The organism is Burkholderia sp. HAN2018, assembly GCF_024704855.1.
GTDB lineage: Bacteria > Pseudomonadota > Gammaproteobacteria > Burkholderiales > Burkholderiaceae > Burkholderia > Burkholderia cepacia.
Genome location: NZ_QOBB01000223.1, coordinates 1 through 11,076 on the forward strand (window position 1 = coordinate 1; position 11,076 = coordinate 11,076).

The 11,076-nt window shown below is 68.6% G+C and carries 12 protein-coding genes; 4 read left to right on the forward strand and 8 right to left on the reverse strand.

The window, feature by feature from the left end:
* From DPV74_RS33755 to DPV74_RS33770, 4 genes are all read left to right on the forward strand, one after another.
* The coding region (locus DPV74_RS33755; RefSeq protein ID WP_119338764.1) for an ABC transporter permease at window positions 1–1,200 on the forward strand (1,200 nt) is incomplete at its 5' end.
* A 43-nt stretch (window positions 1,201–1,243) separates the two neighbouring features.
* The gene (locus DPV74_RS33760; RefSeq protein ID WP_006398765.1) at window positions 1,244–1,654 is read left to right on the forward strand and encodes a group II truncated hemoglobin; all 411 of its coding nucleotides are present in this window, start codon (window positions 1,244–1,246) and stop codon (window positions 1,652–1,654) included.
* A 104-nt stretch (window positions 1,655–1,758) separates the two neighbouring features.
* On the forward strand, window positions 1,759–2,490 hold the full coding sequence (locus DPV74_RS33765; protein ID WP_048020474.1) for an alanyl-tRNA editing protein: 732 nt from the start codon (window positions 1,759–1,761) through the stop codon (window positions 2,488–2,490).
* Window positions 2,487–3,101: a DUF924 family protein gene (locus tag DPV74_RS33770; protein WP_060349736.1), complete on the forward strand. Its 615-nt coding sequence runs from the start codon at window positions 2,487–2,489 to the stop codon at window positions 3,099–3,101. The genes DPV74_RS33765 and DPV74_RS33770 overlap by 4 nt, the downstream gene beginning before the upstream one ends.
* 186 nt (window positions 3,102–3,287) lie before the next feature.
* On the opposite strand, the gene DPV74_RS33775 is transcribed toward DPV74_RS33770, so the two are convergent.
* From DPV74_RS33775 to DPV74_RS33810, 8 genes are all read right to left on the reverse strand, one after another.
* Window positions 3,288–5,180 (reverse strand): glycosyltransferase family 39 protein, encoded by a 1,893-nt coding sequence (locus tag DPV74_RS33775; protein WP_119338765.1) that lies wholly within the window; start codon window positions 5,178–5,180, stop codon window positions 3,288–3,290.
* Window positions 5,181–5,409: 229 nt separating this feature from the next.
* Window positions 5,410–6,171 (reverse strand): SDR family oxidoreductase, encoded by a 762-nt coding sequence (locus DPV74_RS33780; RefSeq protein ID WP_027786852.1) that lies wholly within the window; start codon window positions 6,169–6,171, stop codon window positions 5,410–5,412.
* Between the two features lie 22 nt (window positions 6,172–6,193).
* Entirely contained in the window at window positions 6,194–6,775 is a 582-nt protein-coding gene (locus DPV74_RS33785; RefSeq protein WP_021161118.1) for a TIGR00730 family Rossman fold protein, read from the reverse strand.
* On the reverse strand, window positions 6,772–7,530 hold the full coding sequence (locus tag DPV74_RS33790) for a TetR/AcrR family transcriptional regulator (RefSeq protein ID WP_021161119.1): 759 nt from the start codon (window positions 7,528–7,530) through the stop codon (window positions 6,772–6,774). Before DPV74_RS33790 ends, DPV74_RS33785 begins: the two co-directional genes overlap by 4 nt.
* Before the next feature lie 206 nt (window positions 7,531–7,736).
* Window positions 7,737–8,273, reverse strand: a complete 537-nt coding sequence (locus tag DPV74_RS33795) for a diacylglycerol kinase (protein ID WP_027786854.1) — start codon at window positions 8,271–8,273, stop codon at window positions 7,737–7,739.
* On the reverse strand, window positions 8,270–9,304 hold the full coding sequence (locus DPV74_RS33800; RefSeq protein ID WP_027786855.1) for a glycosyltransferase family 1 protein: 1,035 nt from the start codon (window positions 9,302–9,304) through the stop codon (window positions 8,270–8,272). Before DPV74_RS33800 ends, DPV74_RS33795 begins: the two co-directional genes overlap by 4 nt.
* A 31-nt stretch (window positions 9,305–9,335) precedes the next feature.
* Entirely contained in the window at window positions 9,336–10,274 is a 939-nt protein-coding gene (locus DPV74_RS33805) for a UDP-2,3-diacylglucosamine diphosphatase (RefSeq protein ID WP_059697932.1), read from the reverse strand.
* A gap of 242 nt (window positions 10,275–10,516) precedes the next feature.
* Window positions 10,517–11,023, reverse strand: coding sequence for an RDD family protein (locus DPV74_RS33810; protein ID WP_060086020.1), 507 nt, complete (start codon window positions 11,021–11,023; stop codon window positions 10,517–10,519).
* Window positions 11,024–11,076 lie beyond the last annotated feature (53 nt).

Genomic DNA, 11,076 nt, shown 5'->3' on the forward strand with positions numbered 1-11,076 from the left:
CTGATCGCGCGGCTCGTGCTGTTCGCCGCCGCGCGGGCGGTGCGCAACGCGCGTGTGGCCGCGGGCGTCGGCTGGCGTTACGCGCTCGCGTCGCTGCACCGGCGCGGCACGGCCAGCGCGCTGCAGATCACGGCGCTGGCGCTCGGCCTGATGTGCCTGCTGTTGATCGCGATCACGCGCAACGACCTCGTTGCGGGCTGGCGGCAGTCGACGCCGCCCGATGCGCCGAACCAGTTCCTGATCGACATCCAGCCCGACCAGCGTGCCGACGTCGCGGCGTATCTGGCCGCGCACGGCGTGCGCGACGCGGTGCCCGCGCCGATGGTGCGCGGCCGCCTCGTCGCGATCAACGGCAAGCCGGTGAATCCGGATGCCTACCCGTCCGACGAGGCCCGCCGGCTCGTCGACCGCGAGTTCAACCTGTCTTATACGACCGAGCTGCCGTCCGACAACCGGATCGTCGAAGGCGACTGGTTCGGCACCGCGGCCACGCCGCAGATCTCGATCGAGGCCGGCCTCGCGAAGACGCTGAACGTGAAGCCGGGCGACGTACTGCGCTTCGACGTGACGGGGCTGACGGTCGACGCGCCGATCACGAGCGTGCGCAAGCTCGACTGGGGCTCGTTCCGCGTCAATTTCTTCGTGCTGATGCCGCCGCCGGTGCTGAAGGATTTCCCGGCCGTATACCTGACGAGTTTCCATCTGCCGGCCTCGGACGCCGCGCTGCTCGATCCGCTGATCGCGCGCTACCCGAACCTGACCGCGATCGACGTCGCGCCGATCCTCGCGCAGTTGCAGCGGATGATGCTGCAGGTGGTCGGTGCGGTGCAGTTCCTGTTCGCGTTCACGCTCGCGGCCGGTGTGCTCGTGCTCTACACGGCGCTGGCCGGCACGCGCGACGAGCGGGTGCGCGAGGCTGCGCTGCTGCGCGCGCTCGGCGCATCGCGGGCGCAGGTCAATGCGGTGCAGCGCGCGGAATTCATCGTGGTCGGCGCGCTGGCCGGCGCGCTGGCGTCGGCGGGGGCGATCGCGGTCGGCTGGGTGCTCGCGTCGCGCGTGTTCGACTTCCAGCTCGCCGTCGATCCGTGGCTCGTGCCGGCCGGCATCGCGGCCGGCATCGCGTGCGCCGGTGCGGCCGGCTGGCTGAGCCTGCATAATGTGCTGCGGCGCCCCGCGCTGCAGTCGCTGCGCGACGCATGAGCGTCGCCGGCGGCCCCGAAGATCCCGTTTTCCGACTATCCGTATGACCGATGTGAATGACGATGCGCCGTCGCAGCCGACGGCGTTCGAACTCGTGGGCGGTGAAGCCCGCGTGCGCGAAATGGTGGACCGCTTTTACGACCTGATGGACCTCGAGCCCGAGTTCGCGCAGATTCGCGCGCTGCACCCGGCGTCGCTCGACGGTTCGCGCGACAAGCTGTTCTGGTTCCTGTGCGGGTGGCTCGGCGGCCCCGACCACTACATCAGCCGGTTCGGCCATCCGCGGCTGCGCGCGCGGCACCTGCCGTTCCCGATCGCGTCGGTCGAGCGCGATCAGTGGCTGCGCTGCATGGCGTGGGCGATGGAGGACGTCGGATTGCCCGAACCGCTGCGCGAGCGGCTCATGCATTCGTTCTACGATACGGCCGACTGGATGCGCAACCGGCCCGGTTGACCGACCGGTACGCCGCTGCACGCGCGCGGGGCGATCTGCGTCTGGGCGCGCGCACCGCGTGGCGCGACACTGGCCGCTTCCCCAATCGATACGAGGTTTGCCCGATGACGACACAAGCGCTGTTTCGCGAAGACGCGTACCTCACGCAATGCGACGCGGTCGTTCTGGCCGTCGGTGAAGACGGCATCCGGCTCGACCGCACCGTGTTCTATCCGCTCGGCGGCGGCCAGGCCGGCGACACCGGCACGCTGACGCTGCCCGACGGCAGCACGATCGCGATCGCCGATACGCGCAAGGCGAAGTTCGACGGCGCGACGCCCGACGATGCCGTGCACGTGCCCGCACCGGGGCAGGAGGCGCGTGTCGCGGCGCTCGTGCCCGGCACGCGCGTCGCCGCGGAGATCGACTGGCTGCGCCGCTACCGCCACATGCGCCTGCATACGGCCGCGCACCTGATGTGCGCGGTGCTGCCGTACGCGGTCGACGGCTGCAGCGTGACGGCCGACTATGTCCGTCTCGATTTCGCGACGTCCGACCCGATCGACCGCGACGATGTCGAGCGGCGCCTCGCCGGCCTGGTGGTCGGCGCGCACCCGGTCACGACCGAGTGGATCACCGACGACGAGATGGCCGGGCGGCCGGACCTCGTGCGCACGATGAGCGTGAAGCCGCCGATGGGCCTCGGCCGGGTGCGGCTGCTGCGCATCGAGCATGTCGACCTGCAGCCGTGCGGCGGCACGCATGTGCGCAACACGGCCGAAATCGGCGAGCTGCGAATCGCGAAACTGGAAAAGAAGAGCGCGCGCACCCGGCGCCTCGTCCTGGAGTTTGCATGACGATCGACACCACCCACGCAGGCGCGGCGCTTGATCCGCATGCGCGGGAGATCCTGGATTTCTGGTTCGGCGAGCCGGGCTCGGCCGAATTCGGGCATACGCGCAAGGTCTGGTTCAACGGCGGGGCGGCGTTCGACGACGTGCTGCGCACACGCTATGGCGCCTTGCTCGACGCTGCGTGCGACGGCGGATGCGATCACTGGGCAGGTTCGCCGTCGGGTGCACTTGCGTTGATCGTCGTGCTCGACCAGTTCTCGCGCAACATCCATCGCGGTACGCCGCGCGCGTTTGCCGCCGACCCGAAGGCGCTCGCGCTTGCACGCCGCGTGGTCGCGGCCGGCTGGGACGCGCAGTTGCCGAGCGGACATCACCGCGCGTTTGCGTATCTGCCGTTCGAGCACGACGAGTCGGTCGAAAGCCAGCGCGAGGCCGTGCGCCTGTGCGCGGGCATCCGCGACGAGGCGGGGTGCGAAAGCTATCACCGCTTCGCGTTGCTGCATGCGGCGGTCGTCGAGCGCTTCGGCCGCTTTCCGCACCGGAACGCGATTCTCGGACGCGAGTCGAGCGACGAGGAAACGGCGTTTCTTCGCGAGCCCGGTTCGTCGTTCTGAAGATTCGCGCAGTCGCGCGATAAGGGGAGGGGGCAGCCCCGCGGCGTCGCGCGGCCACCCGCGTCAGCCGGGCGCGCCGGTCGGCGGCGCGCGTTTCCCGGCGGCTGCTCGCGTGTCAGGCGGCGGTGTTCGCCGTTCCCCGCATGGCACGAGGGGCCGCACGACGGTGCGCCGCGCGGCCATCCGTCACTGCAGGTGCTGCTCGGGCGTGCGCACGTACACGCGCAGCAGTTCGTCGTTGTCGCCCGGGCGCGCGCCCGACCAGAACAATTTCCATTCGCTGCCAGGCGCCGGATCGACGGCCCGCACACCCTGGACGATCATCCAGGTGCAGCGCGTCGTTTTCGCGTCGTCGATCGGCGTGTGCTGGATGCCGGAGAAGTAGTACAGCATCGGCGCTTCCGATTCGCCGAGCCCGTGCAGGCTCGCCATGCAGTCGCCGTCGTTCCATTCGAGCGCGAGATGCGCGTTCAGGTCGTCGAACACCGAGCGGTAGCTCTTCGCGACGTCGAGCCACGGCAGAAGCAGCGTGTAGATGAGCCCCCATGCGACGAGTGCGCCGGCGCCCCACGACAGGGCGCCGCGCCAGAGGCCCGTCGCGCGCAGTTTCGGCAGCAGCGTGAGCCAGCCGACCGTCAGCACGAGCGCGCCGGTCACGAGCGCGGGTTCGATCGGCATCGTCCAGTCGAGCGGCAGCCAGCGGCCGAGCGGCGCCAGATCCGCGCGCGACGCGGCCGGATCGGCCATCACCGCCCAGATTGCCCAGGCGAGCGCCACGGCCGCGCCGAACAGGATGCGGCTCAGGTAATCCCACGCGAGATGCAGCCGGCGCGGCAGGCGCTCGATGGCCTGCGCGGCGACCAGCGCGAGCGGCGCGAAGAACGGCAGGATGTAGAGCTGGCGCGACGTCGCGGACACTTGCAGCACGGCGAGACCGATGCCGGTGAACAAGACGGGTAGCGCGACGCGCGGCGTCCGCCAGTCGCGCCACACGCCGCGCGCGAGCGCGACGATCGCGAGCGGCGCGACCGGGAAGCCGACGAGCAGGAACGCGCGGAGGATGAAGAACGGCTTGTCGTTCTCCGCGCCCAGTTCGGGGACGGAGAAGCCGAAGAAGCGGCCGACGTTGTTATCCCAGAACCACGTCATGAACAGCGTCTCGGAGCGCATGAACAGCGCGGTCGGCCAGATGAGCGCGAACGGCGCGAACACGAGCGCGGCGATGCCGAGCGCGCGCGCGAACGAGCGGGTGCGGCAGGCCGGATAGAGCACCAGCGCGCCGACGAGCGAGGCCGCGAACACGAGCGGCACGAACAGCCCCTTCGCCATCAGTGCAATGCCGACGCCCGCGCCGAAGATCGGTGCGGCCCAGCGGCCCGACGGTCGGACCGGCAGCCCGTGGCGCATCTGCTGCGCGCGCGCGACATGCTGCATCACGAGCTCGAGCAGCCCGCTAAAGCCGATTGCCGTGCCGGCGAACAGCGCGACGTCGGTCATCATGTCGTGCACGTGCTTGATGACGACGAGCGTGCCCGCGCTCAACACGACGGGGCCGATCACGCGCAGGTCGAACCAGGTGTTCGCGCGGCTGGCGACGCGCGCCGTGCGCGCGATGAAGCCGAACGCGAGCGCGGCGAACAGCGCGCTCGCGAGTCGTGCCGCGTCGTGCAGCGGCATCACGCGTTGCAGCAGCCATGCGAGGCTGGTTGCGACCCACGCGTAAAGCGGTGGCTTTTCCATGAACGGCAGGCCGGCATTGGTCGGCACGACGAAGTCGCCCGTCTCGAGCATGTGCTGGATGATGCCGAACGTGTAGGTTTCGTCCTGTTTCCAGGGATCGTGACCGAGGACGCCCGGCAGCACGTACGCGCAGATCAGCGCGGCGACGAACAGCCATGCGCGCCAGCCGAGCAGGAACGAGCGCTCGTGCGTGGTGCTGGTTGCGACGGTCGAGGCGGCGTCGGGCGTGCCGGCGACGTCGAGCGTTGCAGTGAGGTCGGTGTCGGCGGTCGAGCGGGTGTGCTGAGCCGGGGCGGGCACAGACGTGCGTCGCCGGCCGGGCGCTGCGGTTCCGGGCATGGAAAAGATCTCGGGTCGAGTCGAGCTGGTCCTGCGACATGGGCAGGACCGATTAGGGCCACATCAAGGGATAACGGACAGGTGTTGATGACGCCTGTCTGAATGCCCGCTAGTAGACCATGGAATTGTTACGAGAGTTTACTGATAGTGTCACGGAATTGTGGAGATTTGTGGTGTCGTGACGACTGATCCTCTCGGGCGGCGGTTTTTGCTGCGCCGCAGTACGGTATTACCGGCCGCCGCCGACGTCGAGCAGGGCACCCGTCGTGTAGGACGCCGCGTCGCCAAGCAGCCAGACGATTGCTTCGGCGATCTCCTGCGCTTCGCCCGCGCGGCCAAGCGGCGTCGTTGCGCCGAGGCGGGCCGCACGGCCCGGCTGGCCGCCGCTCGCGTGAATTTCGGTCTCGATCAGGCCGGGGCGTACCGCGTTGACGCGCACGCCGTGCGGGCCGAGTTCCTTCGCAAGACCGATCGTCAGCGAATCGACCGCGCCCTTCGAGCCCGCGTAGTCGACGTATTCGTTCGGCGAGCCGAGCCGGGAGGCGATCGACGATACGTTGACGATCGCGCCGCCGCGACCGCCACGGTCGGTGGACAGCCGGCGCGCCGCTTCGCGCGCGCACAGGTACGCGCCGAGCACGTTGGTGTCGAACATCCGCCGCAGCCGGTCGGCCGGCATGTCGGCGAGCGGCATCGACGGCGCGACGATGCCCGCGTTGTTGACGAGCGCGTCGAAGCGACCGAATGCGGCCGTGACGGTGTCGAACATCGCGACGACGTCGGCTTCGTTCGCGACGTCGCCCGCGACGACGCATGCACGGCCGCCCGCGTCGCGGACCGCCTGCGCGGTGAGTTCGGCCGCCGCCGCGTCGCGCGCGTAGTTGATGCCGACGTCCCAGCCGCGCCCGGCCGCGAGCACGGCGGTCGCGCGGCCGATGCCACGGCTCGCGCCGGTGATGAGGACGGCCTTGCGGTCGGACGGTGCGGTCATCGCGTGCGGGTTCCGGTGGCGCTTACTTGGCTGCGTCGGGTGCCCACTTGTCGCGGGCGGGCGGCTGGTAGCGACGCAGTCGCTCGATCAGTTCGACGGGTTCGGATTCGACGCACAGCGCGTCGAAATAGGCTGGACGCATGAAGCCTTCGTCGACCGTATGGCGCAGCAGCGCGATCAACGGATCGTAGAACGAATCGATGTTGTAGACCGCGACGGGCTTGCGGTGATAGCCGAGCTGCGCCCACGTGTAGACCTCGAAGAGCTCTTCGAGCGTGCCGGCGCCGCCGGGCATCGCGACGAACGCGTCCGAGAGGTCGGCCATCATTTTCTTGCGGTGGTGCATGTCGGGCACGACGTGCAGTTCCGACAGCCCCGTATGGCCGACTTCCTTGTCGACGAGCAATTCGGGGATCACGCCGACCGCACGGCCGCCGGCCGCCATCACTTCGTCGGCGATCACGCCCATCAGGCCGACGCGGCCGCCGCCGTAGACGAGCGTGAGGCCCGCATCGACGAGCGCGCGGCCGAATGCGCGCGCGGCGTCGGCATAGATGGGCCGGACGCCGGACGACGAGCCGCAGTAAACACAGACTGCCTTCATTGCTTGGAATCCTTGGCGGGGGCCTGCCCGGTGACGACGGGGCTGTCTGCCGGGCGCGGCGAGCCGTCGCGCGGCGGCAGGTAGTCGGTGAACTGGCGCTTCGGCAGCTTGCCGGAGACCAGGTCGTCGAACAGCTGGCGCGAACGGCCGCGCAGATACGGTGCCATCACGGAGATCACGTGCATGCTGACCTGATGCAGTTCCTCGCGGATCGCGTCCTGGTCGTTGTACTTGCGCGGATGCATCACGTACTGATACGACAGCCAGTACGTCGAAATGACGGCCATGTTGGTGGCGATGACCTCGATCTCGGCGGGTGTCGCGACCATCTCGGCGTCGGATACGAGCAGCTCGCACATGTCGCGCGCGAAGCGCACCTTGTGGCTGATGATCTGCTTGAAGTGCGTCTCGAGCGTGCGGTTGCGCGCGAGCAGGTCGTTGAGGTCGCGATACAGGAACCGGTAGGTCCACATGAAATCGGCCATGTACTGCAGGTACGACCAGGTTTCGTCGATCGTCGGACGGTGATCTTCGGGAAAGCGCAGCCGCCGTTCGATCTGCTGCTCGAACTGCGCGAAGATGCTGTTGATGATGTCGTCCTTGTTTCGGAAATGGTAGTACAGGTTGCCTGGACTGATTTCCATTTCCTCGGCGATCGTCGTGGTCGTGACGTTCGGCTCGCCGATCTCGTTGAAGAGTTTCAACGACAACTCGAGAATCCGTTCGCGGGTGCGGCGGGGAGGTTTCGCTTCCATGTCGTCCGGCCCTGTGTGTGCCGGACTGGCGGGCGCTGCAATCGATGCTGCGTGATTCGTCCGGCGCGGGTTGCTGTTCTATGTCTAGCGGACGATTATAAACCGGGGTTTCGCCACACCGGGCGCATTTCGTGTGCGCGGCCCCGCACGGCGCATGGTGCAGCGCCGCACGCGGGCGGTGCGCGGCGCGTGCGCCCGGCGCTTGTCTAGAAGCCCAGCCAGTGTGCGACGACCGGGCCGAGCACGAAGGCCCACGTCGTCACGCATGCGAACAGCGCGACCGTCACGGCCGCGCTGCCGAGGTCCTTCGCACGTTTGGAGAGTTCGTGGCGTTCGAGCGAGATGCGGTCGATCGCGGCCTCGACGCTCGAGTTCAGCAACTCGACGATCAGCACGAGCAGCACCGACGCGATCAGCAGCGCACGCGAGGCGGCCGGCACCGGCGCAAACGCGCCGATCGGGAGCATCAGCGCGGCGAGCGTGAGTTCCTGGCGAAACGCGCTCTCCTCGCGGATCGCGACGCGAAAGCCGTTCAGCGAATGCTTGAGCGCGTACCAGGCGCGCGTGATGCCGCGGTGGCGCTTGTACGGGTTCGGCGGCAGCGGCGTCAGCCGATCGTCGGGGCCGAGCGGCTCGTGCGCATGCACGTCCGCATCGGCATGCGGCTCTTCCTCGTCGAACGGACGGTGCCGTTGCGGCGTGGCGTCGGGGGGCGGGGACTTGTCGTTCAGGTCTCGTTTCAAACGGCGGCACCTTCTGCTGGCGAGTACGCGGTCTTCGGCAGCGGCTTCAGATGCGACGCGAACTGCTCGGACGCCGCGCGCCACGAAAAGCGTTCGGCCCATGCGCGCGCAGTCGCGCGTTCGATCTTCAGCGCTTCGAGGCAGGCTTCCTGCAGGTCCTCGTGCATCGCGCCGGCGTCGCCTTCGCCGAGCACGTCGATCGGGCCCGTCACGGGATAGGCGGCAACCGGCGTGCCGCAGGCGAGCGCCTCGAGCAGCACGAGGCCGAACGTGTCGGTGCGACTCGGGAACACGAACACGTCGGCCGCAGCATACACCTTCGCGAGCTCGGCCTGTGACAGCACGCCGAGATAGTTTGCCTCCGGATAACGCGACTTCAGCTCAGCGAGCGCGGGGCCTTCGCCGGCGACCCATTTCGAGCCGGGCAGGTCGAGGCGCAGGAACGCCTCGACGTTCTTCTCGATCGCGACGCGGCCGACATAGAGGAAGATCGGCCGCGCGGTATTGAGCACCTTCGATTCCATCGGCCGGAACACGTCGAGGTCGACGCCGCGGGTCCACAGCACGACGTTCGTGAAGCCGAATTTCTCGAGATCCTGCTTGACCACCGGCGTCGGCGCCATCACCGCGAGCGACGGGCCATGGAACCAGTGCAGGAAGCGGTAGGTTGCCGCGAGCGGGATGCCGAAGCGCGCCTGCACGTACTCCGGAAAGCGCGTGTGATACGCGGTCGTGTACGGCAGCTTGCGCGAGCGTGCATAGCGCCGCGCGGCGAGGCCGAGCGGGCCTTCGGTCGCGATGTGCAACGCGTCGGGGGCGAACGCGTCGATCCGCGCGCGCAGCTTGCGGTACGGCAGGATCGACAGGCGGATCTCGGGGTAGGTCGGGCAGGGCACCGTGCGGAATTCGAGCGGCGTCAGCAGTTCGACGCGGTGGCCGAGCGCGGTGAGTTCGCGCGACGTGCTCTTCAGCGTGCGCACGACGCCGTTGACCTGCGGTTCCCACGCGTCGGTGACGATCATGATCTTCATCGCGGCAATGTCCTGTAGGTGCGGGGTTGTGTCAGGCAGTGGCCTTGGCCTTGCGCGACGAGGTTTCCGACGGTGCGGTGCGCATCACCGTCCAGTAGACGATCTTCAGTTCGCCTTCCATCGTTTCGACGAGTGCGGACAGGCTCTCGACCCAGTCGCCGTCGTTGCAGTACAGCACGCCGTCGATGTCGCGGATCTCCGCCTTGTGGATGTGCCCGCACACGACGCCGTCGCAGCCGCGGCGGCGCGCCTCGTCGGTCATCACGGTCTCGAACTGCGAGATGAAGTTGACGGCGTTCTTGACCTGGTGCTTCAGGTACTGCGACAGCGACCAGTACTGGAAGCCGAGCCGGCTGCGGATCCGGTTGAACCAGCGGTTCAGCACGAGGATCAGCGTGTAGAGCGTGTCGCCGAGGTACGCGAGCCATTTCGCGTGCTGGATCACGCCGTCGAACAGGTCGCCGTGCACGATCCACAAACGTTTGCCTGCGAGCGTCGTGTGGAACGCCTCGCCGCGCACCTGGATGTCGCCGAACGCGAGGTCGCAGAACTGTCGCGCGCCTTCGTCGTGGTTGCCCGGGATGTAGACGACCTGCGTCCCCTTGCGCGCCTTGCGCAGGATCTTCTGCACGACGTCGTTGTGCGCCTGCGGCCAGTACCAGCCCTTTTTCAGTTGCCAGCCGTCGATGATGTCGCCGACGAGGTACAGGTACTCCGAATCGTTGTGGCGCAGGAAGTCGAGCAGGTAAGGCGCCTGGCAGCCGCTCGAACCGAGGTGGATGTCGGACAGCCAGATGGTGCGGTAACGATGCGCGGACGAGTCGGGGTCGTCATGCCGCGTGGCGTGACCGGCAGGCGGTTCTTGCGACACCTGCCCGTCGGTTGCGGCGGAACCGGACAGGAAGGCGGTGGCGGCGCGGGCGCCGAGAGGGTGACGGAACAGGGAGGTCGCAGACGTTTTCTGGCCCATGCATGACTCGCGCCGGTTGACATTACCGGCATTCCGCCACGCGGGCGTGACTGTGCCGTGACAGTCACGAGACGTTCTTATTACGACCGCTGCAAGGTGTTTAGCAGTGAATGGCGGGGCGTTGTGCGGCCTGCCGTACGGAACGTCCGGCGCTTGTCCGGCAAGGCTGTCGGGCCGGGCGGGTGGGCGCCTCGGCGACGTGCTTTCGTCTGGTGAATGCGGTGCGTCAGCGCTTCAACGCGTCAGCGCGGGATGGCGACGACGCGCGTGCGTGCGATCCGGTCGTGCGGAAACTGGCGGCCGGCATGCAGCCGGGCCGCGCCGGCCCACACGACGATCCACGCGGCGGTGAGCGCGAGCGTGACGGGTACCGACAGGCCGAGGAGCGGATGCAGCGCGAGCGGCGGCAGGAACCACAGCCAGCCGAGCGCATAGCGGACGAGCGCGTGGCCCGCGCTCAGCGGCCGGCCGCTCGACGATTCGAGCCGCAGCCGCCATGTCTTCATCGGCAGCGTCTGGCCGCCGTGGGTCCAGAACCAGACGAAGTACGCGCCGACCACGAGCGCGATCCAGGCGGCGAGCAGGTTGTGATGGACGAGGCCATTGCGCTGCTGCGTCGCGAGGCTGAACGCGAGTCCGGCGAAGAACACCACGCCGAACAGCAGCACGCCTTCGTAGAGCAGCGCGGCGAGACGCCGCCGCACGGACGGCGCGGCGGCCGGGGTTTCGGGGGCGCGGGCGTTCGCCACGGCCGCTCAGGAGCCCTTGAACAGCGAGGGGGCGTCGGCGGGCGACACGGGCG

What these genes read in the sequence shown, in the direction of transcription:
- DPV74_RS33785 (WP_021161118.1), bottom strand. Translation starts at nt 6,775, where the DNA reads ATGAAGGCAGTCTGTGTTTACTGCGGCTCGTCGTCCGGCGTCCGGCCC.
- DPV74_RS33790 (WP_021161119.1), bottom strand. Translation starts at nt 7,530, where the DNA reads ATGGAAGCGAAACCTCCCCGCCGCACCCGCGAACGGATTCTCGAGTTG.
- DPV74_RS33760 (WP_006398765.1), top strand. Translation starts at nt 1,244, where the DNA reads ATGACCGATGTGAATGACGATGCGCCGTCGCAGCCGACGGCGTTCGAA.
- DPV74_RS33805 (WP_059697932.1), bottom strand. Translation starts at nt 10,274, where the DNA reads ATGGGCCAGAAAACGTCTGCGACCTCCCTGTTCCGTCACCCTCTCGGC.
- DPV74_RS33775 (WP_119338765.1), bottom strand. Translation starts at nt 5,180, where the DNA reads ATGCCCGGAACCGCAGCGCCCGGCCGGCGACGCACGTCTGTGCCCGCC.
- DPV74_RS33800 (WP_027786855.1), bottom strand. Translation starts at nt 9,304, where the DNA reads ATGAAGATCATGATCGTCACCGACGCGTGGGAACCGCAGGTCAACGGC.
- DPV74_RS33780 (WP_027786852.1), bottom strand. Translation starts at nt 6,171, where the DNA reads ATGACCGCACCGTCCGACCGCAAGGCCGTCCTCATCACCGGCGCGAGC.
- DPV74_RS33765 (WP_048020474.1), top strand. Translation starts at nt 1,759, where the DNA reads ATGACGACACAAGCGCTGTTTCGCGAAGACGCGTACCTCACGCAATGC.
- DPV74_RS33770 (WP_060349736.1), top strand. Translation starts at nt 2,487, where the DNA reads ATGACGATCGACACCACCCACGCAGGCGCGGCGCTTGATCCGCATGCG.